Genomic DNA, 22139 nt, shown 5'->3' on the forward strand with positions numbered 1-22139 from the left:
CTCCTGAGTTGTGAACGGATCACGAAGGAGGGGAGGGACTAGATGACGCCCTGGGCGAGCATCGCGTCCGCGACCTTGACGAACGCTGCGGTGTTCGCCCCGACCACGTAGTCGCCCGGCCGGCCGTAGCGCTCAGCGGCCTCGTACGCCGCACGGTGGACTCCGTGCATGATGCCGCGCAGCTTCACCTCGCTGTCGTCGAACGACCACCGCTGCCTGGCCGCGTTCTGGCTCATCTCGAGCGCCGAGGTCGCCACCCCGCCGGCGTTCGCCGCCTTCCCCGGCCCGAAGAGGACGCCGGCCTGCTGGAACACCCGCACGGCTTCGGGCGTCGACGGCATGTTCGCGCCCTCCGCGACCGCGATCACCCCGTGCTTCACGAGGGCGATCGCGTCGCGCTCGTGCAGCTCGTTCTGCGTCGCGCTCGGCAGCGCGATCTCGCCGGGGACGTCCCAGACGCTGCCGCCGGCGACGAAGTGGGCGCCCTGCCGGCGAGCGGCGTACTCGGAGATCCGGCCGCGCTCGACCTCCTTGATCTGCTTGAGGAGCTCGAGGTCGATGCCGGCGTCGTCGACCACGTACCCGGACGAGTCCGACGCGGTGACGGCGGTACCGCCCAGCTGGTGGACCTTCTCGATCGCGTACGTCGCGACGTTCCCGGAGCCCGACACGATGACGCGCTTGCCGTCGACCCCACGGCCGTCGACCGCGAGCATCTCATCCACGAAGAACACCGTCCCGTACCCGGTCGCCTCGGTGCGCACCTCGGCGCCGCCCCAGCCGACGCCCTTGCCGGTGAACATGCCCGACTCGTGACGGTTGGTGATCTTGCGGTACTGGCCGAAGAGGAAGCCGATCTCGCGTGCGCCGACGCCGATGTCGCCGGCCGGGACGTCGGTGTGCTCGCCGAGGTGCCGGTAGAGCTCGTTCATGAAGCTCTGGCAGAACCGCATGATCTCGGCGTCCGACCGTCCGTGCGGGTCGAAGTCGCTGCCGCCCTTCGCACCACCGATCCCCTGTGCGGTGAGGGCGTTCTTGAAGATCTGCTCGAACCCGAGGAACTTCACGATCGACAGGTTGACGCTCGGGTGGAAACGCAGTCCACCCTTGTACGGGCCGAGCGCCGAGTTGAACTGGACGCGGAACCCGCGGTTCACCTGCACCCGGTTGTGGTCGTCGGTCCACGGCACGCGGAAGACGACCTGACGCTCGGGTTCGACGAGACGTTCGAGGATGCCCGCCTCGAGGTACTCGGGGTGTTCGTCGAGCGCCGGGCGGATGGACTCGAGGACTTCGAGGAGCGCCTGGTGGAACTCGGGTTCGCCCGCGTTGCGCCGCAGGGCGGCCTCCGCGACGGCGTGGACGGGGTCGGTGGACGTGGTGGTGCCGGTCACTGTGGTGCTTTCTGATCGGCCGACCAGGCGTCTCCGGCTGTCGCTCGACGGTGGTCGGAGGCAGTGGAGCGCGACTCGCCGGCGGGGAGGTACACGGGCCGTCGTGGGGCCTCGGCAAGCCTGGCAGCCGCGATAGATATCCGTCAAACGTCGACTAGACGAGCCGGCCGAACCAGTGGGACGACGACCTAGAGGTGGTCGTGCTCCGCGGCCTCGCTCGGGATGATCGGGATCGCGAGGGCCGGGAGCACGGCGACCGCGAGGAAGGCGAGCGGATAGCCGACCAGGCCGATGAGCGCACCGACCGCCGGACCGACGACCGACGCGGCGATGAACTGGCCGGTGTTCTGCGCTCCCAGCGCCCGCCCGGCCCAGGCGGGGCCGGCCATCTCGGCGACCGAGGTGAAGGCCAGCCCGTTGTCGGCGACCGTCACGGCACTGGCGACGACGAGCGCGACGGCGACAGCCGCGGGCCACTGCAGCAGCCCCACGCCGGCGAGGAGCAACATGACGACGACCGCCGACACCGCCACCCAGCGCAGCGGTCGCACCCGGCTGCCGACCCGGTCGCTCAACACCCCGACGCCGATCCGACCGATCGCTCCGACGAACTGCGCGACACCGACGAGCACGCCCGCCGCGAGCGCGTTCCAGCCCTGATCGGTGACGAGCCAGACGAGCGCGAAGGTCGTGAGCGTGAACTGCGGCACCACGAGCAGGATCGACACCGCGTGGATGCGCCAGAGGAAGCCGTCGCCTCGGTAGGGGTTGCGTGGTCGCGCGGCCACGGGGTTCGGCGTCGTCTCCGTCGAGACCGGCTTCGGCACGACGGTCCGTGGCGGATTCCGGAGTCCGATGGTGCAGGCCACAGCGAGGACACCCGTCGCGACGAGCGAGATCAGGAGGGCGGCGGAGATGCCCGACGCCGCCGCCACGGACGGCACCGTCACCGCGGCCGCCGTGACGCCGAGCGGCTGTGACATCTGGCGGATCCCCATCGCGAGGCCGCGGCGGTCCTTCGGGAACCAGCCGACGACGATCCGGCCGCTCGCCGAGTTCGTGCTCGCGGAGGCGGCACCACCGAGGAGGAGCAGGATGCCGAGTGGACCGTAGCCGAGCGAGGGGATGAGGCCGTCCGCGGCGATCGCCCCGGCAGCGGCCAACGCGGTGAGGGCGAGGCCGCCGGCGATGACGATGCGCTCGCCGACACGGTCGGCCAGCCAGCCCCAGGCGATGAGCGTCAGCACCATGCCGAGCGTGGGGGCAGCGGCCAGGACGCCGGCCTCGGCGAGCGACATGCCCCGCTCGGCGTGCAGGAGCGGGATGAGGAACGCCGGGGTGCTGACGAAGAGCGTGCCGGCGGTCTGCGCGGCGACGCCGAGCCCGAGGACGGTCCAGGCCCGACCGGCGTTCGGCATCGGTGGGCGCGCGCCGCGAGCGGTCGCCGGGGCCACGGGGGCTGGTGTCGATCCGGTCATCGTGCCGCCTCCTGCGCTGGGCGTCTCCCACTGCTAGCATGACGGTACACCATTTTGGTATACCAATCGCCACCGGCCGGATCGGGAACAGGGATGAGCACTCCGACGCAGACCACGCAGCTGTACGAGCGCCTCCGCGGGGCGATCCTGACCCTCGACCTCGCGCCCGGGCAGCCGCTCACCGAGCGGGGGCTCGAGCAACGCTTCGCGGCGTCACGGACGCCCGTGCGCGCAGCACTCACCCGGCTCGAGGCCGAGGGACTGGCGCGTCGCGACGGCCGCGGCTGGATCGTCGCCCCCATCGACCTCGAGGAGATCGGCCTCATCGCCGAGGTCCGTGAGGCGCTCGAGACCGCCGGCGTCCGGCTCGCCGCCGCACGCGCGACCGAAGCGCAGCTCGCCGCGATCCGCACCCTGCTCGACGAACCCCGCCCCGACGACGAGCACACGGTGCTCCGTGTCGGCGGCGACTTCCACGAGGAGCTCGCGGCGCTGTCCGCGAACCACCTGCTCGCCGAAGGGGTGCACGGCGCGATGGTCCGGCTCGCCCGCACCCGCTGGCTCGAGGTACGGACGCCCGAGGCCCGAGAGCAGGCCGCCACGGAGCACCGCGCCATCCTCGACGCGGTCGCGGCGCGCGACCCCGAGCGCGCGGCGGACCTCGTCGCGCGCCACATCCGCGGGACGAACGAGCGGCTCATCGCCTCGCTCACCGCCGACCAGCGGCGCCTTCGCGGTCACGGTGTCGACATCGTCAACTGAAGCACCGTTGACGCGCGGTCGGCGTCCACAACTCCTGCACCCGGCCGCGAATCCCGCTGACACCCCGTCCCCGAGCTCGGACACGGACCGACAGCAGGAGTTGTGCGCGAGCGTGGCGGCTCAGTCGTCGAGCGGCTCCGCCGAGAGCAGCCCGCGCAACCAGTCGCGGGCCTCGATGAACACCTCGTCGTTGTACCGGGAGTGGTAGTCGACGGCGGTGCGATCGGCGCTCGGGTACGAGCCCAGGAAGATCACATTCGGGCTGAAGCGTCGGAGCCCCAGCAGGGCGTCGGCCATCCGCTCGTCCTCGATGTGTCCGAGGGCGTCGATCACGAAGCGGTACCGGCCGAGCGCGTCGCCGATGGGCCGCGACTCGATGAGGCTCAGGTTCACGCCTCGCGTGGAGAACTGCTCGAGCATGCCGAGCAGCGAGCCGGACTCGTCGTTCGGCAGCTCGACGATGAGGCTCGTCTTGTCGGCGCCCGTCCTGGCCGGGATCTCCCGTGAGCGACTGACAACGACGAAGCGGGTCACGGCGTTCGGGTTGTCGCCGATGTTCTCCGCGAGGACGTCGAGGTCGTAGTGGTTCACGATGCCGGGCGGGGCGACCGCGGCGTCGGCGGTGGAGGTGCCGTCGAGGAGCGAGGCCGCGGCGGCGACGTTGCTCGACGCCGGGATGTGTCCGTGCGAGGGCAGCTTGGCGTCGAGCCAGAGGTGGCACTGCCCGTAGGCGACGGGGTGCGCGTTCACGACCGAGACGTCCTCGAGGCGGGTTCCGGGGCGGGCGACGAGCACGAAGTTCACCGGCACGAGCACCTCGCCGACGATGCGGAGACCGGGCATCGTGGCGAGTGCATCCTGCGCCACGGACACCCCTCCGTCGACCGAGTTCTCGATGGCGATGACCGCGGCTGTGCTGCGGCCCTCGAGGACGTCGCCGAGCGCCTCGCCGACGTTCGACACGGGCTTCCAGATCTGGCCCCTGGCCTCCTCGACCTGGCCGAGCGCCACCTCGGTGAAGGTCCCGCTCGGACCGAGGAAACTGTAGCTCCGGAGGGCGTCGTCGGCGGGTGCGGCTGGCATGCCTCCGAGCGTACCGTGTGGTTCGCGACACGCCCTTGGACGACCGTTGACTCCCATCCAGGTCACATTCGGGTGATTTCCAGGAAGATCGGGTCATTTCGGCCCCGATACCCCCCGTTTTGAGCTATTCAAATCACGCCACTACCCGCCACAATGGATACAAGGGTGTATTGAGCGCTGCCGCTCGTCTCGGGAAGCGAGTTCACGGCCGTTCGTCTCCCCGATCTCGATGCGTGATCCATGTCGCGCGAGGCTCCACCCGACGGGCTGAGACAGGAACAGGAGTGACGTGACGAGTGTCTTCACCGACGCCGCCCCGCGGTCCACTCCCCGACTGAACCTGGCGAGCGGCAGCGAGGCCGCGTTCAGCCTCGGCTCCTCCTGGAGCCTCCCGTCGTTGTCGCTGCCGACCTGGGTGCACCGGCCGATCTCGGCGGCCCGCGCGACCCTCGTCAAGTCGCTCGTCATGACCGTCGCGATCGCCGCGATCCTGGCCGGCGTGGTCACGGTGACGCAGACCTCGACCGCCGGCGCGTCCGCGATCTCCGCCGCCGACTTCGCACCGGCGGCCTCCTCCGTCCCGACGATGACGGCCGCCGCCTTCACCACCGCCTACGCCGGGGATCTCGCCGCGGCGGCGACGACCCTCACGACGATGTCCTCATCGCAGGTCGCGCAGCTGTGGACCGAGCTCGCTCCTGGATACCGCGCACTGCTCATCACCGGTTACCCGGCGGTCATCGGCAACCTCGAGGGTGTCGCCTACACGGACCGGGCGACGGCCAACGTCTCCCGGCTCGCCGGCCTCCTCGCCGACACCGAGGCGAGCTACCGCTCGCTGACGGTGAGCAGCGACCAGGTCGACGGGCAGGCGGACTCGGCGGCCCTCGCCACGACCCTGTCGCGCCTGGACGCGATCAAGCTGCTCGCCGACCGGTACGCACCGGACGCGATCGCCGCCCGCCTCCAGCCCGAGTACCTGATCACGTTGCAGGCGGGCGGCTCCGGACCCCCGCGGGTCGCGGTCGCCGTCGGAGACGTGGACACCGCCGCCTACGTCACGGTGCTCGTCCCCGGGATGAACAGCAGCGCCCTCGAACTCGACGACTACCTGCGCGGGGCGAAGCGCATCCAGACCGCCGCAGCCGACAGTGCGGTCATCCTCTGGATCGGCGGACACAGCCCGAGCGCACTCGAGGTGCCGTCGAACGACCGGGCCATCGAGGGGGCTCCCCTGCTCGCCGGGGTGCTCGCCGGATACGACGCCGTCCGTTCCGCTCACGGCGTCGTCTCCCGGTTGAGCGTCGTGGCGCACTCCTACGGCACGGCGACGGCCTCACTCGCGTTGGCGTCCGGCGACTATCACGTCGACGACTTCGTCATGCTCGGTTCGGCCGGCATCCCGACGGAGATCGGGATCGACGATCTGCACGTCCCGGCCGGCCGCGTCTACGCCTCCCAAGCGAGCGCCGACACCCTCGCCGGTCTCGGCCAGCTCCTGTCCGGTCGAGCCGACCCTGCGACGAGCTCCTGGGGCGCGACCACCTTCGGCTCGGACGGGCTGACGCTCGGCGACGGCGACCACCTCGGCGCCGTCGAGGGACACAACGCGGTCGGGTCGAGCAACGCCGACGACCGGGGCAAGTACCTCGGGCCGGCCACCGAGAGCCTCTACGCCATCCAGCGCATCGTCACGGGTCAGGCCTACGCGGTCGCCGACCTGACGACGCCCGGATCGTCCCACCAGCGCACCTCCGTGCCGGACGCCGCGGGCGCCGGCGCGGGCGCATCCACGACGAGCGCCTCCGCGACCGCCTCCGCTTCCGCCTCGGCCGCGGCGCTCCTCGCCACGCGCTAGTCGACGGCCCTCCACTGGCACCCGGAGCAGCGACCGCTCCACAGATCTGTGTCGGCCCGCCCCTGCGCCGAGGGAACCGGGTAGCGTCGTTGACATACCGACATACGCCTTCGTAGGCTCGGCTCATGCGAACGACCATCCGACTCGCCGACGAGTTCTACGAGGCCGTCCGCGAGCACGCCTCGCAGGAGGGGAAGACCGTGACCGCCTACATCGAAGAGGCCCTGCGCGCGAAGCTGGCCGCAGCGGCCGCACCGCCCGAGCGGGAGCCCTACAAGGTCGTGCCGTACGGCCAGGGAGGACCCCGCCCAGGAATCGACCTCACGAACAACGCGCAACTCGAGGACATCATGGACGGTTTCGAGTGAAGGTGGTCGACACCAACGTCCTCATCGGCGCGTTCCGACCCGATTCACAACACCACCGCACGCTCGCAACCTGGTTGGAAGATGCCGTCCGATCAAGAGAGCCCCTGGGCGTCAGCGAAGCCGTGCTCGCGGGGTACATCCGGATCGTGACCCAGCGTCGGATCTTCGTCGATCCCACTCCGATCTCCGTCGCGCTCGAGCAGATGCAGCGACTCCGCGACGAGCCCGGCGTTCAGGTCGTCCGCCCTGGCCCGTCGTTCTGGACGGTCTTCGCCTCGCTCTGTGCCGCGGTCGAGGCCCAAGGCGACCTCGTCTCGGACGCGGCCCACGCCGCACTCGCCATCGAGCACCGGGCCACCTTCGTCACCCTCGACCGTGACTTCGCCCGCTTCCCGAACCTGCGGTGGGAATCGCCACTCGCCACGGGTCAAGAGCCTTCCTGACATCCATCGTTGCTGCCAGACTGGTGCGATGAACGATCGCGCAGGTACCCCCGCCACCGAAGCAGATCTGATCGACGTCCCGTCGCTCATCGACGCGTACTACACGCTGAAGCCCGACGTCTCGATCCCCGAGCAGCGCGTCGTCTTCGGCACCTCCGGCCACCGCGGCTCCTCGCTGAACACCGCGTTCAACCAGGACCACATCGCCGCCACGACGCAGGCGATCGTCGAGTACCGCGCGAGCCAGGGGATCACCGGGCCGCTCTTCATCGGCTCCGACACCCACGCGCTCAGCGGGCCGGCGCAGACGACGGCCCTCGAGGTCCTGGTCGCCAACGGTGTGCGCGTCCTGGTCGACGAGTTCGACGACTTCGTGCCGACCCCGGCGCTCAGCCACGCGATCCTCAAGTACAACGCCGAGGGCAACGGCGACCAGGCGGACGGCATCGTCGTCACGCCCAGCCACAACCCGCCGGCCGACGGCGGCTTCAAGTACAACCCCCCGCACGGCGGACCTGCCGACTCCGACGCGACCTCCTGGATCGCGAACCGCGCCAACGAGCTCATCGCCGGTGGGCTGCACGACGTCAAGATGGCGGAACCGTCTGCCGTCGAGACGTACGACTTCCGCGGCAACTACGTCGACGACCTGAAGCACATCATCAACCTCGACGCCATCAAGCGCAGCGGGATCCGCATCGGTGCCGACCCGCTCGGCGGTGCGAGCGTCCACTACTGGCAGGCGATCGCCGACCGCTACGAGATCGACCTCACCGTCGTGAACCCGCACGTCGACCCGGCCTGGGCGTTCATGACGCTCGACTGGGACGGCAAGATCCGCATGGACCCGTCGTCGCCCTCCGCCATGGCGGCGCTCGTCGCACGACGCGACGAGTTCGACCTCCTCACCGGCAATGACGCCGACGCGGACCGCCACGGCATCGTCACGCCCGACGCCGGGCTCATGAACCCCAACCATTACCTCGCCGTCGCGATCGACTACCTCTACGCGAACCGGCCGGGTTGGCGCGAGGACGCAGCCGTGGGCAAGACCCTCGTGTCGTCGTCGGTCGTCGACCGCGTGGCCGAGTCCCTCGGACGCCGCCTCTGGGAGGTCCCGGTCGGCTTCAAGTGGTTCGTTCCCGGTCTCGTCGACGGCTCGGTCGGCTTCGGTGGCGAGGAGAGCGCCGGCGCGAGCTTCCTCCGCTTCGACGGCTCGGTGTGGACCACCGACAAGGACGGCATCCTCCTCTGCCTGCTCGCCGCCGAGATCCTCGCCGTGACGGGCAAGACCCCTTCGGTGCTCTACCGCGAGCTGACCGAGCGCTTCGGCGACCCCGTGTACGAGCGCGTCGACGCCGCCGCCTCGAAGGAACAGAAGGCGCGGCTCGGCAAGCTCGACGGCGACTCCATCACGGCGACCGAGCTCGCCGGCGACCCGATCGTCGCGAAGCTCAGTCACGCGCCGGGCAACGACGCGGCCATCGGCGGCGTCAAGGTCGTGACCGAGCACGCGTGGTTCGCCGCGCGTCCGTCCGGCACCGAGGACGTCTACAAGATCTACGCCGAGTCGTTCAAGGGCGCGGAGCACCTCAAGCTCGTCCAGGCGGAGGCGAAGCAGATCGTCGACGCCGCCCTCGGCGCCTAGGCAGCCGACGCCTCGACGGGCTCGGTGAGCGGACACACGCTCGCCGAGCCCGTCGCCTGCATCCGGGCCTGGCGAGGGACGTGCCGACCCCCGGTCCCTGAGCCCGCTCCGCCCCGGTCCCTGAGCCCGCTCCGCCCCGGTCCCTGAGCCTGTCGAAGGGCTAGTTCAGGTACCCGGGAGCCGCCGGGAGCCCGAAGAACTCCTCGAGCGTCGTCACGCCCGTGTCGTGCATCTCGGTCGCGAGCGGCACGCCGATGTAGCGGTAGTGCCATGGCTCGAACGAGAAGCCGGTGACGTCGACCTTGTCGGCCGGGTACCGCAGGAGGAACCCGAAGCGGTAGGCGTTCGCGGCGAGCCACTGGCCCTCCGCCGTGTCGCCGAAGCAGGTGTTGAGCGAGCAGTTACCGCTCTCGGCACCGATGTCCATCGTCCAGCCGGTCTGGTGCTCGCTGTAGCCGGGGCGCGCCGTCGTCGAGTCGTCGGGTTCACTGTTGTACACCGACACCTGGCTCGAGTAGCTGCGGTACGCGCTGTTCGAAGCGAGCGACAGGCCGGCCTCGGCCGACGCGGTGTCGAACAGCTGCACGATCGCGGCGGCGGCCTCGGCACGCAACAGCGGGTCCCACGTGTGGGCGACGGGGACGGACACGAGGTCCGGTGGTGTGTAGTCGACCGGGTTCAGCGGCCGGGTCTTGTTGACGACCACCCACGGGCTCAGCGGGTCGTCGATGGAGTAGGCGGCCTTGTCGAACGCCGGCGGGGCGGGGGGCGCGACCGGAACCGTCTCCGTCGGCGTCGGCGTGGGGGTCGGGGTGACGGACGGGGTCGCGCTCGGCGTCTTCGTGGCGGCGGCCGGGGTGGGCCTGGCGCCGCCGGCGATGTTCACGACGAGCACCACGAGCAGGATCGCGAGCGCGGCGGCCAGGACGCTCAACGCGATCACGCGGTTGCGTCGGACGCGCCGCGAAACCGGGCGTCGATGGGAGGGCTGGTGGGCTGCGGTCACACGTCGAGCCTAACCGCGACACGGCGCATGCGCCTCTGCCACACTGTCGACAGGCTTGCACACCGGACGAGGGGCCCGACCATGACCGCAGGGACGCCAGCACACCACGCGCCGACGCACCGGAAGCGCCCGCGATTCCGTCGGCTCCTGACCGCGGCCGCCGTCGTGATCGGTCTCGGCCTCGTCGTCGCGGTCATCGCAGCCATCACCCCGTGGCCGTCCGCGCTCCTCATCCGCTCGGTGTTCGAACGCGGCGGTGCTGCGACGGTCGCCGAGATGGAACCGTACGTCCCCGACACGAAGCTCACGGAGTTCCGCGACATCGCGTACGCGGCACCGAGCGGCGGCCGACCACAGGTGGACACCACCCTCGACGTCTTCACCCCAGCGGACGGCACCGAACCGCTGACCACGATCGTCTGGATCCACGGCGGCGCCTGGATCTCCGGCGAGAAGGGCAACGTCGAGCCCTACCTCCGCATCCTCGCAGCAGCGGGGTACACGACGATCGCGGTCAACTACACGATCGCTCCCGAGGCCGTCTATCCGACGGCCGTGAACCAACTCAACGACGCCCTCGCGTACATCTCGGAGCACGCCGCCGAGTGGAACGGGAACCCGGACCGCCTCGTGCTCGCGGGCGACTCAGCGGGATCGCAGCTCGCCAGCCAGCTCGCCGTCCTCACGACCAACCCGGACTACGCGACGCTGTCGGGCATGACCCCTGGTATCGACGCCGACCAGCTCGTCGGGACGATCCTCAACTGCGGGGTCTACGACCTGCCGGCGATGGCCGAGCTCGACGGCATCGGCGCCTGGGGCCTCCAGACCGCCCTCTGGGCCTACGCGGGTACGAAGGACTGGTCGGAGACGTCGACCGGCGCGCTCATGTCGACGATCGACTTCGTCACCGCCGACTTCCCGCCGACCTTCATCACCGGCGGGAACGGCGACGCGCTCACCTGGTTGCAGTCGGTCCCGATGAGCAGCGCCCTCGAGGACGCCGGCGTCGACGTCACGAAGCTGTTCTGGGCCGCGGACCACGAGCCGGCACTCCCCCACGAGTACCAGTTCCACCTCGACCTCGACGACGCCCACGTGGCACTCACGGCCACCCTGGACTACCTCGCGGCGCTCGACGCGAACCTCGACGCAGCGACGACCACCACGCCCTGACCGAAGCGGTTGCCGCGGAACTTGCGCCGGGTGTAAGTTTGCACACTACGCAAAATCCCCAACGTCGGTGCGCCTGCAAACCGGCGCGCCCAGAGTCGAACGAGACCGCATGTCATCCAGCTCCCCCGCCTCGACCGAGCCGTCGGGATCCGCCCCCGTCCTCAGTCACCGGCAGATCCTCTTCATCATCTTCGGCCTCATGGCCGGCATGTTCCTCTCCGCACTCGACCAGACCATCGTCGGCACCTCGATGCGCACGATCGCCGACGACCTCGACGGCATGGCCCTCCAGGCGTGGGTCACCACCGCCTACCTGATCACCTCGACCGTCTCGACGCCGATCTACGGCAAGCTGTCCGACATCTTCGGCCGCCGCCCGCTGTTCATCATCGCGATCTCGATCTTCCTCATCGGCTCGCTCCTCGCCGGCATGTCCGGTTCGATGTACGAGCTGGCGATCTTCCGTGCCATCCAGGGCCTCGGCGCCGGCGGCCTCATGGCCCTGCCGCTGACGATCATGGGCGACATGCTGGCCCCGCGCGAGCGCGCCAAGTACCAGGGGTACTTCCTCGCGGTCTTCGGCGTCTCGAGCGTCATCGGCCCGCTCATCGGCGGCCTGTTCGCCGGCGCCCCCGAGCTGCTGTTCATCACCGGCTGGCGCTGGGTGTTCCTCATCAACCTGCCGATCGGTGTCATCGCGCTCGCGATCGTCCTCCGTTTCCTGCACATCCCGCACACCCGCCACAGCGTCCGCATCGACTGGTGGGGTGCCGCCACGGTCGTCCTCGCCGTCGTGCCCCTGCTGCTCGTCGCCGAGCAGGGCCGCATCTGGGGCTGGGCCTCGGCCGGGTCCATCGCCTGCTACGCCATCGGGGTCGCCGGCATCATCGGGTTCATCCTCGTCGAACGGGCCATGGGCGACGATGCGCTCATCCCGTTGAAGCTCTTCAAGAACTCGACCTTCCGGGTCGCCACCATCCTCGGCGTGCTCGTCGGGTTCGGCATGTTCGGCGCGATGATGACGGTGCCGCTGTTCCTGCAGCTCGTCGAGGGTGCGACGCCGACCGAGTCCGGCCTGCTGATGCTGCCGATGATCCTCGGCCTCATGATCTCGTCGATCGCGAGCGGCCAGATCATCGCGCGGACCGGCAAGTACAAGGCGTTCCCGATCGTCGGGACCTTCCTGCTCCTGAGCGGCTTCTTCTACTTCAGCTTCGCGACGGCCGACAAGCCCGTCTGGTGGATGATGGGCGGCATGCTGCTCGTCGGCCTCGGACTCGGCCAGCTGATGCAGACGCTGACGATCGCGAGCCAGAACGCCGTCGAGGCACGCGACATCGGGGTGGCGACGAGCTCGTCGACCTTCTTCCGTCAGATCGGTGGAACGCTGGGCACGGCCGTGATCTTCTCCGTGCTCTACACGCGGATCCCGACGACCATCGCGGCGGCGTTCGCCGACCCGACGCTCAGCGAGCGGGTCCGGGCTGCGGCGCAGGACCCGGCCGTGCTGTCGGACCCGGCGAACGAGGGCATCCTCAAGGTGCTGCAGCGGGCGCAGGAGAACAGCGGCTCGGCCGGTTCCGCGCTCGACGGCGACACCTCGTTCCTCGTCGGTGCGCACCACGACCTGGCCGCGCCGTTCCTCACGGGGTTCGCGGATGCGACCGTGACCGTGTTCTGGGTGAGCTTCGCGGTGGTCGCCGTCGCGTTCGTGCTGAGCTGGTTCCTCAAGGCGCCGCCGCTGCGGGCGAAGTCCGCGCTGCAGGAGCGCACCGACGCCCAGGCTGCGGAGGACGCCGAGGACGCCGAGGACGAGTTGTCGCTCGCCGCCCAGCGTGCCGCCGAGCTCGCGGGGTCGCAGCTGTCGCCCGACACCGCGAGCAACCGCGTCGTCGATCCGTCCGCCCGTCGCTGACCGTCGTTCGTCGGCTTGCCAGCGCACCGCGCTGACGTGAGCGCGGGGTGACCGCCGCCGGCGCACCGCGCTGAAGGGTCATCCGGGTGTCAGCGCGGTGCGCTGACGTGACCGCTGTCGAATCGGCGTCACCGCGACCCCAGCGCGTGAGCGCGCCCCTCCGGAGGGGCGCGCTCACGCCGCAGACCCGCGCTCGCGTCAGCGCACCGCGCTGGCGCCACACCCCACCCACACATCAGACGAGCATGAGAGCGCTCTCAGCAGGCGATAGCATGGGCGTGCACCCAGCCACGAGGAGCTTCGATGACGCACGCCCCCCAGCCCACCACCCGTCCGGCCCTGATCCTGCCGCCGTTCCTCTGGGGTTCCGCCACCGCGGCCGCCCAGGTCGAGGGAGCAGCGCACGAGGACGGCAAGGAGGACTCCATCTGGGACGCCTTCGCCCGGGTGCCCGGCGCGATCGCCAACGGTGACGACCTCGAGGTCGCCGTCGACCACTACCACCGCACCGCCGGCGACGTCGCGATCATGTCCGAGCTGGGCCTCGACGCCTACCGCTTCTCCACGAGCTGGGCGCGCATCAAGCCGGGCGACCGCGACGTCAACCCCGCCGGCCTCGACTTCTACAGCCGTCTCGTCGACCAGCTCCTCGACGCCGGCATCCTCCCCTGGCTCACCCTGTACCACTGGGACCTCCCGCAGGCGCTCGAGGAGCAGGGAGGCTGGACGAACCGCGACACCGCCCTGCGCTTCGTCGACTACGCCGAGGCCACCTACGAGGCGCTCGGCGACCGCGTCCAGCACTGGACGACCTTCAACGAACCGTTCTGCTCCTCCCTGCTCGGCTACGCCGTCGGCGTGCACGCACCCGGCCGCCGCGACGAGGCCGCCGCGCTCGCCGCCATCCACCACCAGCACCTCGCCCACGGCCTCGCCACCACGCGCCTCCGCGAGCTCGGTGCCGAGCAGATCGGCATCACCCTCAACCTCACTAATGCGATCCCGGCGGACCCCACCGACCCGGCCGACGTCGACGCCGCCCGCCGCGTCGACGGGATCATGAACCGCATCTTCCTCGAACCGATCGTCCTCGGCGCGTACCCGGCCGACGTCGCCCACGACCTCGAGGGCCTCGGCCTCGACACGCTCGTCCATGACGGCGACCTCGAGACCATCTCCGCCCCGATCGACTTCCTCGGCGTCAACCACTATCACGACGACCTCGTGTCGGGTCACCCCGACGACTCCGGCGCCGACGGCGGCCACTCCGGTGCGACCGAGCGCGAGGCCGGTTCACCGTGGCTCGCCTCCCCCGACATCTCCTTCCCGAGCCGTGGACTCCCGCGCACCGCGATGGACTGGGAGGTGCACCCCGCCGGCCTCCGCACCCTGCTCGTCCGGCTCGGCCGCGAGTACCCGACGCTGCCGCCGCTGTACGTGACCGAGAACGGTGCGGCCTACGACGACGTCGTCGCAGAGGACGGCCGCATCCACGACGTCGACCGCGACGCCTTCATCCAGGACCACATCGACCAGGTGGAACTCGCGATCGCCGACGGTGCCGACGTGCGCGGCTACTTCGTCTGGTCGCTGCTCGACAACTTCGAGTGGGCGTACGGCTACGACAAGCGGTTCGGCATCGTGCGGGTCGATTACGACACGCAGGAGCGCACGATCAAGGACAGCGGACTCGCCTACGCACGCCGCATCGCCGCCTCGCGTGTGGTGCCCGCCGTGGCGGAGCTTCCCTGACGCAGGAACACTCCGGCGTGTCGCGATCGAGGGGACGCGACACGCCGGTCACCTCCTGAGGAGCGGCACCGGCCACGGACGTCCAGACGCCCGGCGATACACTGCACTCGACACGCTCACCCGCTCGGAAGGGGACGATGATGCAGTCCGGTCAAGGAGCCCCCACGCTCGAGATGGTGGCGGCACGCGCAGGCGTCTCCCGCGCGACCGTGTCGCGCGTCGTCAACGGCTCACCGAAGGTCACGGCCGAGGTCGTCGCCGTCGTGAACGAGGCCATCGCCGCGCTCGACTACGTCCCGAACCGCGCCGCCCGGTCCCTGGCCTCCCGCCGAACCCAGGTCATCGCGCTCGTCGTTCCGGAGTCGACCGCCCGGGTGTTCTCGGACCCCTTCTTCGCGTCGGTCGTGCAGGGCGTCGCGCTCGAACTGGCGGAGACCGACTACACGCTCAACCTCCTCATCGCGAGTGAGGCGAACTCCGAGAAGACCCGTCGCTACCTGCTCGGCGGCAACGTCGACGGCGCGCTCGTCGTGTCGCACCACAGTGGCGACCACTCGTACACCCGACTCGGCCGGGAGCTCCCGATCGTGTTCGGCGGTCGCCCCATGGGTGCCGACGTCGTCGACAGCACGTACGTCGACGTCGACAACGTCGAGGGCGCGAGGACCGCGGCCCGCCACCTCATCGAGGCCGGCCGGACGCGGATCGCGACGATCGCGGGCCGGCAGGACATGCCGGGTGGGGTCGACCGACTCGCAGGGTGGCGTGCGGAGCTCGAGCTCGCGGGTCTTCCACACGACCTCGTCGAGGTGGGCGACTTCTCCCCGGCCGACGGCGCTGCCGCGATGCGGCGTCTCCTCGCCCGGGGCGTGCCTATCGACGGGCTCTTCGCCGCGAACGACCAGATGGCCGCCGGCGCCTACTCCGTCATCCGCGAGGCCGGCCTGACGATCCCCGGCGACATCGCCGTCGTGGGCTACGACGACGACCGCTACGGTGAGACCGCCGCACCGCCGCTCACGACGATCGCGCAGTCGCCCGTCGACCTCGGCGCCGAGATGGCGAGGGTGCTGGTCCGTCGCCTCGCGGGCGAGCCGGTCGAGCGCGTCACGATGATGCCGACCCGCCTCGTCCCGCGCGCCTCCGTCTGACCCTCCCCGCCAGCCCGCGAACTGTCACCAGACGACAGTCCCGGGCGCAGCGACTGTGCTGAACTGACAGTTCGCGGGCTAGGAGAGGCGGGCGCGGATGATCTCGAGCGCCTGCGGGTTCTCGTCGACGAGGACGTAACGACGGCCGAGCGCCTTCGCGACCGCCCCCGTCGTGCCGCTGCCGGCGAAGAAGTCGAGCACCCAGTCGCCCTCGCGGGAGGACGCCTGCACGATACGACGCAGGATTCCCTCCGGCTTCTGGGTCGGGTACCCGGTCTTCTCGCGACCGGTCGGGGAGACGATCGTGTGCCACCAGACGTCGGTGGGAAGCTTGCCACGCGCCGCCTTCTCCGCGGTGACGAGCCCGGGCGCCATGTAGGGCTCGCGATCGACGGTCGCGTTGTCGAAGTGGTACCCCTTCGGGTCCTTCACGTAGACGAGGATCGTGTCGTGCTTCGTCGGCCAGCGGCTCTGAGCCTTCGCGCCGTAGTCGTAGGCCCAGATGATCTCGTTGAGGAAGCACTCCCGGCCGAAGAGCGCGTCGAGGAGCACCTTGGCGTAGTGCGCCTCGCGGTAGTCGAGGTGGAGGTAGAGGGTGCCGTCGGCGGCCAGGACACGCCAGGCCTCGACGAGACGCGGCTCGAGGAAGCCCCAGTAGTCGTCGAAAGCGTCGTCGAAACGTCGGAGGTCGCCGCGGATGCGCTCGTACGCCTGCCCTTTGAAGCCGGCGAAACGGTTCACACCGGTCTCAGCGGTGCGCACCGAGGTCGAGGAGTGGCGACGCTGCACGCGGCCGGTGTTGAACGGCGGGTCGAGATAGATGAGCGTGAACGACTCGTCGGGCAGCTGCGCCACGACGTCGAGGTTGTCGCCCTCGAGGACGAGGTCGGGGCCGTCCGGGGTCCATCGCAGCGGCACTTCATCGGCTGCTGCGGCGAGGGACATGTGCCTATTCTGGCAGCCAGCAGCCCGCACACCCGGGAAGGAACGATCGGCCCCGCGCGTTGTACCGCGTATGACCACGGAGTTCGCCAACGAGACCGATGCCCAGCGCTACACCATGCACGTCGACGGCCAGCTGGTGAGCGTCGTCGACTACCGCATCTCCGGCGACTCGATCTCGTTCCCGCGCACCTTCACCACGCCGCCCTTCCGCGGCAAGGGGTACGCGGGTGACCTCGTCGCCTACGCGGTCGACGACGTCGAGCAGCACAGCAAGCGGCGCATCGTGCCGATGTGCTGGTACGTGGGCGAGTGGTTCGACGCGCACCCCGAGCGTCAGGACCTCCTCACCCGCTCAGCCGGCTAGCCACCAGCGCGTCACCCACCGGCCACCTGACGGTTACGCGCGGGGACTAGCGTCCCGACCATGCAGCAGCTCGTCTCGCACTACGCCCCGCCGCCCGCACTCGACCAGGTCGACGGCTACCAGGTGGTCGACGTCGACGACGACGACCCCATCCTGCTCGACGCCTCCGGCAGCCACATCGACACGTGGCGCGAGGGCTACCCGTACGCCGAGCGCATGTCGCGAGAGCAGTACGAGAGCGACAAGCGACTGCTCCAGATCGAGCTGCTGAAGCTGCAGAACTGGATCAAGGCGAACGACCGTCGGCTGGTCGTCGTGTTCGAGGGACGCGACGCGGCCGGCAAGGGCGGCACGATCAAGCGCTTCACGGAGCACCTCAACCCGCGCGGCGCCCGCGTCGTCGCGCTGGAGAAGCCCACCACCCGCGAGTCCACGCAGTGGTACTTCCAGCGCTACGTCCAACACCTGCCGGCCGCCGGCGAGATCGTGCTGTTCGACCGGTCCTGGTACAACCGCGCGGGCGTCGAACGCGTGATGGGGTTCTGCACCCCGGCGCAGTACGACGAGTTCATGCGCCAGGCCCCGCTGTTCGAGCAGATGCTCGTCGGCGACGGCGTCGACCTCGTGAAGTTCTGGTTCTCCGTCTCCGCCGACGAGCAGCGCACGCGATTCGCGATCCGCCAGGTCGACCCGGTCCGGCAGTGGAAGCTCTCCCCGATGGACCTCGCCTCACTCGACAAGTGGGGCGACTACACCCGCGCGAAGGAGGCGATGCTCGAGGCGACGGACACGACCGACGCCCCGTGGACGATCGTCAAGAGCAACGACAAGAAGCGCGCCAGGGTCGAGGCGATGCGACATGTGCTGCACCGCTTCGACTACGACAACAAGGACCACGAGGTCGTCGGCACGCCCGACACCAACATCGTCGGGCCCGCGGCCTCGGTCTACGAACGCGGCGAGCGCAACCTCGGCGACTGAACCGGGGACGCCGGGCCGCAGCGCCCGCTATCCTCTGGATCATGCAGCCGAAACCGTCACCGTTGCGACGCCTCACCTCGTCGAGCGCGATCTACGGCACCGTCGTCTACGCCGGCCTCGTCGGCGCGTCGAGTGTGTACGAGGAGGACGACGTCGAGCAGGTGCTCATCACGAGTGCGCTGACCCTCATCGTGTTCTGGCTCGCGCACGTCTACTCGGCCGCCCTCGCGCACCACGGTGACGACCGACATGAGGCGTTGGTGACGCTCGGCGCGTCGATCAGGCACGGGTTCCAGGAGTCGTCCGGGATGCTCCTGTCCGCCGTCCTCCCGACGATCCCGCTCGTGTTCGGCGTCGCCGGCGTGCTCGGCCATGAGCACGCCGTGATCCTGGCGTTGCAGGTGTCGACGCTGATGCTCTTCGTACTCGGCTGCGCGGCGTTCGTGGTGCGCGGGTCACGCTGGTGGTGGTGTCTCCTCGGCGGTGTCGCGACGGCCCTGTTCGGGATCGTGATCATCCTGCTCGAGGCCGGCACCCACTAGTCTGGCCCGCGACGGGTCCCGAATGGCCGATGTCGAGCGTCCGGGACCCACCGTTCGGGCCCCTTCGCGAGCTCAGCGGCGGGCGGCGAGCGCTTTCGCGGACTGCTGCGCGGCGCGACGGACCTCGCGGTCGGGGTCGCGGAGGAGCGCCTCGAGGAGCGGCTTGGCGTCCTCACCACCGACGACGGCGAGCGCCCGGGCTCCGGCTGCACGCACGCGGGCGTGGTCGTCGCTCAGCAGTGGTGCGATCGCGGCGACGTCGCCGATGCGGCGTTCGGCGCAGACGCGTGCGGCCATCTCGCGGACGCGCCAGGCCTGGTTGCCGAGTGCTCCGACGACGGGCGCGGTGGCCGAGTCGTCCCACACGTGCAGCAGGGCGCGGGTGCCCCAGAGCTCGGGCCAGTACAGCGCGGGCGCTCCGCCGAGGATGCCCTCGGCGTGGTGTCCGCCGACGACGCGGAGGAAGTCCTCACCCTCGTAGCGACCGGCGAGGAGGGACACGCAGCGTTCGACGACCCGGGTCTCGCTCTCGGCGGCCACCGCGTCGGCGAGCCGCTGCTCGAGGGAGGCCTGCGTGGCGGGGGTCGACGGGTCGGGTGTCTCGTTCTGCGCTGTCATCGTCCCCCCACCCTAGCCCGCGAGCTGTCACCAACGGTGGGTGATGCAGCCGCACACCCGCCACTGGTGACAGTTCGCGGGCTGCGGCAGGCTACGGGACGCGGGTGAGCCAGGCGTCGGTGGCGAACTTGTCGGTGACGAGCTGCTCGGCGGCGGCGCGCTCGGCATCCGTGACATGGCCAGGGGTCGCGCCGGTGATCTCGACGAAGGTGTCCTTCATGCGATCGATGATCTCGGCCCGCGAGAGCCCGGTCTGGCTGCGGAGCGGGTCGACGCGTTTGGCGGCCGAGGTGGTGCCCTTGTCGCTGAGCTTCTCACGCCCGATGCGGAGCACCTGCGTCATGAGCTCGCCGTCCATGTCGTAGCTCATCGTGACGTGGTGCAGCACGGCGCCGTTCCCGAGCCGCTTCTGCGCGGCACCGCCGATCTTTCCCGACGGGCTCGTGATGTCGTTGAGCGGCTGGTACGTCGCCTCGATGCCGAGCGAACGCAGGGCGACGAGCACCCAGTCGTCGAGGTAGGCGTAGGAGTCGGCGAAGGTCATGCCGTTCACGAGCTCGGCGGGGACGTAGAGCGAGTAGGTGATGATGCCACCGCGCTGCATCATCATCGCGCCACCGCCGGAGACGCGGCGGACGACCTCGAAGCCGTTCGCCTTCGCGTTGTCGAGGTCGACCTCGTTCTTGAGCGACTGGAAGCTGCCGATGACGACCGCCGACTGGTCCCACTCCCAGATGCGGAGCGTCGGACCGCGGCGGCCCTCGCCGACCTCGTTCGTCAGGACCTCGTCGAGCGCGAGGTGGAGTTGCGGCGACACCGAGCCCTCGTGGATGAGCTGCCAGTCGTAGTCGCCCCAGCCCGTCGCCTTCGCGAGGGAGCGGCGAATGGCCGTCGCGACCGCCTCTGGCGTGAACCCGAGGAGCACGGCGTCCTCCGGCAGGGCGCCGCGGATGGCGGCGGCGAGGCCTGCGGCGTCCGTGGTGGCGGGGAGCCCGGTGACGGCGCGGTCGATCAGCGCGAGCGCGTCGTCGGGTTCGAGGAAGAAGTCGCCGGCGAGGCGGAAGTCCGCGATGCGGTCGTCGACCACCTCGAGATCGACGACGACGAGCTTGCCACCCGGGACCTTGTACTCACCATGCATGCCCCCAGCCTATTCCTGGACGGCGTCCGGATTCCCCGGAAGGGGCGTCGAACCAGGTCAGGAGTCGAAGCCGATGCCGAAGCGGCCCATGACCTTCAGGAGCAGGCCGTCGCGGCCCTCGTTCGCGTCGGAACGGGCGACCGCGCGGCGGACGGTCTGGATCGCGGGGTTCGCGATGGGCTCCGGCGGGATGGGGATCGGTTTGGACCGCACCATCTTCAGGCGGGTCAGCTCGGTCGACTCACCACTCAGGAGATCGAGCATGACCTTCGCCCCGAAGCGCGTCGCGCCGACCCCGAGTCCGGTGAACCCGGCGCTGTAGGCGACGCGTCCGCCGAGTGCCGTGCCCTGGAACGCCGAGAGCCGCGAACACATGTCGATCATGCCGCCCCACGCGTGGGTGAACCGGACGTCGAGTTGCGGGTAGGTCGTGAAGAAGTGGTCGGCGAGGGTCTCGAACGTCTCGCGGCGCTGATCGTGCTCCGGTCGGATCCTGCCACCCCGGTGGTAGACCGCGTCGAAGCCGCCGTAGAGGATGCGGTCGTCGGCTGACCGGCGGGAGTAGTGGAACTCACGACTCGAATCGGCGATGCCGAAGCGGTCGGTCCACCCGATGCTCTCGAGCTGCTCCGGGGAGAGCGGCTCGGTCATGAGCACGTAGTCGTACACGGGGATCGTCAGCAGCTCCGTGCGCTTGAGGAGCGACGGGAAGCCGTTGGTGGCGAGCGCGACCTGCCGAGCCTGTACCCCGCCCTGCTTCGTGGTCACCGCGACGCCGTCGCCCGAGCGCCGCAGCCGGGTCGCCGGGGTGTGCTCGAAGACCCGCACGCCGAGCTCGATGCACGCGCGCTTCAGACCCCAGGCGAGCTTCGCCGGGTGGACGAGCGCGGTGCTCTTCCACTCGCGCTGACCAGCCAGGTACACCGGCGAATGCACGAGTGCCTGGACAGCCTCGCGATCGAGGAACACACCGTCCCCCGACACCTCGCGCAGCGCGTCCACCTGGTGCGGCTCGGTCGCGACCGTGAGCACACCCGTGTGCTCGAACTCGGCGTCGATCCCGAGGCGGTCGAGCGTGGCGACGAACTCGTCGAAGTTCTCGTCCGCCAGGCGTTCGAGCTCCGGCAGTTCGTCGGCGAAGTGGCGCTCGCCGTTGTCGACGCCGTGGGTGAGGCTCTCCTCGAAGAAGCCGCCGTTCCGGCCACTCGCCGCCCAGCCGACCTCCTTGCCCTCGATGAGCACGACGTCACGCGAGGGGTCGGCCTCCTTGGCGATGAGCGCCGTCCAGAGTCCGGAATAGCCGCCACCGACGACCAGGAGATCCGCCGTGACCTGGCCGACGAGTCGAGGCTCCGGCGACGGCCGATCAGGGCTGTCGAGCCAGTACGGGACCGTGCTCGCTCCCGCGAGCGACCGCGCGATGCGCTCCGCCGAGTTCCGTCTGCGGTGGCTGTAGGTGGGTCCGTCCGAGGTCACCGGGTCTCCTCTGCGTCGAGTGTGGGTGCCGCGACTGT

At 70.1% G+C, this 22139-nt stretch carries 20 protein-coding genes; 12 read left to right on the forward strand and 8 right to left on the reverse strand.

What is annotated here, in order from left to right:
* Positions 1 to 38: 38 nt before the first annotated feature.
* Together gdhA and ACLIME_RS12130 are read right to left on the reverse strand one after the other, a co-directional pair.
* Positions 39 to 1394: an NADP-specific glutamate dehydrogenase gene (gene gdhA / locus ACLIME_RS12125; protein ID WP_411557066.1), complete on the reverse strand. Its 1356-nt coding sequence runs from the start codon at positions 1392 to 1394 to the stop codon at positions 39 to 41.
* Positions 1395 to 1582: 188 nt separating this feature from the next.
* Positions 1583 to 2872: an MFS transporter gene (locus ACLIME_RS12130; protein WP_411557067.1), complete on the reverse strand. Its 1290-nt coding sequence runs from the start codon at positions 2870 to 2872 to the stop codon at positions 1583 to 1585.
* Positions 2873 to 2965: 93 nt separating this feature from the next.
* On the opposite strand from ACLIME_RS12130, the gene ACLIME_RS12135 reads away from it, so the two are divergent.
* Positions 2966 to 3634, forward strand: coding sequence for a GntR family transcriptional regulator (locus tag ACLIME_RS12135; protein WP_411557068.1), 669 nt, complete (start codon positions 2966 to 2968; stop codon positions 3632 to 3634).
* A gap of 120 nt (positions 3635 to 3754) precedes the next feature.
* On the opposite strand, the gene pheA is transcribed toward ACLIME_RS12135, so the two are convergent.
* On the reverse strand, positions 3755 to 4717 hold the full coding sequence (pheA, locus tag ACLIME_RS12140; protein WP_086475276.1) for a prephenate dehydratase: 963 nt from the start codon (positions 4715 to 4717) through the stop codon (positions 3755 to 3757).
* Between the two features lie 289 nt (positions 4718 to 5006).
* On the opposite strand from pheA, the gene ACLIME_RS12145 reads away from it, so the two are divergent.
* The 4 genes from ACLIME_RS12145 (at position 5007) to pgm (ending at position 9034) form a co-directional block, all read left to right on the forward strand.
* A complete protein-coding gene (locus ACLIME_RS12145; RefSeq protein ID WP_191941966.1) occupies positions 5007 to 6575 on the forward strand; it encodes an alpha/beta hydrolase in 1569 nt (522 codons plus the stop codon).
* 125 nt (positions 6576 to 6700) lie between these two features.
* Positions 6701 to 6943, forward strand: coding sequence for a ribbon-helix-helix protein, CopG family (locus ACLIME_RS12150; protein WP_192006260.1), 243 nt, complete (start codon positions 6701 to 6703; stop codon positions 6941 to 6943).
* Positions 6940 to 7386 (forward strand): type II toxin-antitoxin system VapC family toxin, encoded by a 447-nt coding sequence (locus ACLIME_RS12155; protein ID WP_411557069.1) that lies wholly within the window; start codon positions 6940 to 6942, stop codon positions 7384 to 7386. The genes ACLIME_RS12150 and ACLIME_RS12155 overlap by 4 nt, the downstream gene beginning before the upstream one ends.
* Before the next feature lie 28 nt (positions 7387 to 7414).
* A complete protein-coding gene (gene pgm / locus ACLIME_RS12160) occupies positions 7415 to 9034 on the forward strand; it encodes a phosphoglucomutase (alpha-D-glucose-1,6-bisphosphate-dependent) (RefSeq protein WP_411557070.1) in 1620 nt (539 codons plus the stop codon).
* 160 nt (positions 9035 to 9194) lie between these two features.
* Here the strand turns inward: pgm and ACLIME_RS12165 are convergent, their stop codons facing one another.
* Positions 9195 to 10040, reverse strand: a complete 846-nt coding sequence (locus ACLIME_RS12165; protein ID WP_411557071.1) for a M15 family metallopeptidase — start codon at positions 10038 to 10040, stop codon at positions 9195 to 9197.
* An 81-nt stretch (positions 10041 to 10121) separates the two neighbouring features.
* Between ACLIME_RS12165 and ACLIME_RS12170 the strand changes: the two genes are divergently transcribed.
* The 4 genes from ACLIME_RS12170 to ACLIME_RS12185 all read left to right on the forward strand — a co-directional run bounded on the left by ACLIME_RS12170 (position 10122) and on the right by ACLIME_RS12185 (position 16034).
* Positions 10122 to 11216 (forward strand): alpha/beta hydrolase, encoded by a 1095-nt coding sequence (locus tag ACLIME_RS12170; protein WP_411557072.1) that lies wholly within the window; start codon positions 10122 to 10124, stop codon positions 11214 to 11216.
* Positions 11217 to 11325: 109 nt separating this feature from the next.
* Positions 11326 to 13131: an MDR family MFS transporter gene (locus tag ACLIME_RS12175; RefSeq protein WP_411557073.1), complete on the forward strand. Its 1806-nt coding sequence runs from the start codon at positions 11326 to 11328 to the stop codon at positions 13129 to 13131.
* Positions 13132 to 13434: 303 nt separating this feature from the next.
* Positions 13435 to 14883, forward strand: coding sequence for a GH1 family beta-glucosidase (locus ACLIME_RS12180; RefSeq protein ID WP_411557074.1), 1449 nt, complete (start codon positions 13435 to 13437; stop codon positions 14881 to 14883).
* Positions 14884 to 15020: 137 nt separating this feature from the next.
* Positions 15021 to 16034, forward strand: coding sequence for a LacI family DNA-binding transcriptional regulator (locus ACLIME_RS12185; protein ID WP_159876110.1), 1014 nt, complete (start codon positions 15021 to 15023; stop codon positions 16032 to 16034).
* A 78-nt stretch (positions 16035 to 16112) separates the two neighbouring features.
* Here ACLIME_RS12185 and ACLIME_RS12190 read toward each other — a convergent pair whose 3' ends face one another.
* A complete protein-coding gene (locus tag ACLIME_RS12190; protein WP_079706442.1) occupies positions 16113 to 16979 on the reverse strand; it encodes a DNA-methyltransferase in 867 nt (288 codons plus the stop codon).
* Positions 16980 to 17049: 70 nt separating this feature from the next.
* Here ACLIME_RS12190 and ACLIME_RS12195 point away from each other — a divergent pair, with 70 nt between their 5' ends.
* Genes ACLIME_RS12195 through ACLIME_RS12205 form a run of 3 tightly spaced genes read left to right on the forward strand, consistent with a single transcriptional unit; the run spans position 17050 to position 18866 of the window.
* Complete coding sequence (locus ACLIME_RS12195) at positions 17050 to 17343, forward strand: GNAT family N-acetyltransferase (protein WP_159876114.1); 294 nt, start codon at positions 17050 to 17052, stop codon at positions 17341 to 17343.
* Between the two features lie 60 nt (positions 17344 to 17403).
* Entirely contained in the window at positions 17404 to 18324 is a 921-nt protein-coding gene (ppk2, locus tag ACLIME_RS12200) for a polyphosphate kinase 2 (protein ID WP_411557075.1), read from the forward strand.
* 41 nt (positions 18325 to 18365) lie between these two features.
* Positions 18366 to 18866: a hypothetical protein gene (locus tag ACLIME_RS12205; protein ID WP_411557076.1), complete on the forward strand. Its 501-nt coding sequence runs from the start codon at positions 18366 to 18368 to the stop codon at positions 18864 to 18866.
* Positions 18867 to 18938: 72 nt separating this feature from the next.
* Here the strand turns inward: ACLIME_RS12205 and ACLIME_RS12210 are convergent, their stop codons facing one another.
* The 3 genes from ACLIME_RS12210 to ACLIME_RS12220 all read right to left on the reverse strand — a co-directional run bounded on the left by ACLIME_RS12210 (position 18939) and on the right by ACLIME_RS12220 (position 22101).
* Positions 18939 to 19484, reverse strand: coding sequence for a HEAT repeat domain-containing protein (locus ACLIME_RS12210; protein WP_079706438.1), 546 nt, complete (start codon positions 19482 to 19484; stop codon positions 18939 to 18941).
* Between the two features lie 91 nt (positions 19485 to 19575).
* The gene (locus ACLIME_RS12215; protein WP_079706437.1) at positions 19576 to 20625 is read right to left on the reverse strand and encodes a biotin/lipoate A/B protein ligase family protein; all 1050 of its coding nucleotides are present in this window, start codon (positions 20623 to 20625) and stop codon (positions 19576 to 19578) included.
* 57 nt (positions 20626 to 20682) lie between these two features.
* The gene (locus ACLIME_RS12220; RefSeq protein ID WP_411557077.1) at positions 20683 to 22101 is read right to left on the reverse strand and encodes an NAD(P)/FAD-dependent oxidoreductase; all 1419 of its coding nucleotides are present in this window, start codon (positions 22099 to 22101) and stop codon (positions 20683 to 20685) included.
* Between the last annotated feature and the right edge of the window lie 38 nt (positions 22102 to 22139).

The sequence above is a fragment of the Plantibacter sp. MPB07 genome (genome assembly GCF_046619465.1).
GTDB classification, from domain to species: Bacteria; Actinomycetota; Actinomycetes; order Actinomycetales; family Microbacteriaceae; genus Plantibacter; species Plantibacter auratus.

Bases quoted from the DNA above. Each gene is read 5' to 3' on its own strand.
- ACLIME_RS12130 (WP_411557067.1), bottom strand. From the start codon at position 2,872: ATGACCGGATCGACACCAGCCCCCGTGGCCCCGGCGACCGCTCGCGGC.
- ACLIME_RS12135 (WP_411557068.1), top strand. From the start codon at position 2,966: ATGAGCACTCCGACGCAGACCACGCAGCTGTACGAGCGCCTCCGCGGG.
- pheA (WP_086475276.1), bottom strand. From the start codon at position 4,717: ATGCCAGCCGCACCCGCCGACGACGCCCTCCGGAGCTACAGTTTCCTC.
- ACLIME_RS12150 (WP_192006260.1), top strand. From the start codon at position 6,701: ATGCGAACGACCATCCGACTCGCCGACGAGTTCTACGAGGCCGTCCGC.
- pgm (WP_411557070.1), top strand. From the start codon at position 7,415: ATGAACGATCGCGCAGGTACCCCCGCCACCGAAGCAGATCTGATCGAC.
- ACLIME_RS12170 (WP_411557072.1), top strand. From the start codon at position 10,122: ATGACCGCAGGGACGCCAGCACACCACGCGCCGACGCACCGGAAGCGC.
- ACLIME_RS12175 (WP_411557073.1), top strand. From the start codon at position 11,326: ATGTCATCCAGCTCCCCCGCCTCGACCGAGCCGTCGGGATCCGCCCCC.
- ACLIME_RS12180 (WP_411557074.1), top strand. From the start codon at position 13,435: ATGACGCACGCCCCCCAGCCCACCACCCGTCCGGCCCTGATCCTGCCG.
- ACLIME_RS12185 (WP_159876110.1), top strand. From the start codon at position 15,021: ATGATGCAGTCCGGTCAAGGAGCCCCCACGCTCGAGATGGTGGCGGCA.
- ACLIME_RS12190 (WP_079706442.1), bottom strand. From the start codon at position 16,979: ATGTCCCTCGCCGCAGCAGCCGATGAAGTGCCGCTGCGATGGACCCCG.
- ACLIME_RS12195 (WP_159876114.1), top strand. From the start codon at position 17,050: ATGACCACGGAGTTCGCCAACGAGACCGATGCCCAGCGCTACACCATG.
- ppk2 (WP_411557075.1), top strand. From the start codon at position 17,404: ATGCAGCAGCTCGTCTCGCACTACGCCCCGCCGCCCGCACTCGACCAG.
- ACLIME_RS12205 (WP_411557076.1), top strand. From the start codon at position 18,366: ATGCAGCCGAAACCGTCACCGTTGCGACGCCTCACCTCGTCGAGCGCG.
- ACLIME_RS12210 (WP_079706438.1), bottom strand. From the start codon at position 19,484: ATGACAGCGCAGAACGAGACACCCGACCCGTCGACCCCCGCCACGCAG.
- ACLIME_RS12215 (WP_079706437.1), bottom strand. From the start codon at position 20,625: ATGCATGGTGAGTACAAGGTCCCGGGTGGCAAGCTCGTCGTCGTCGAT.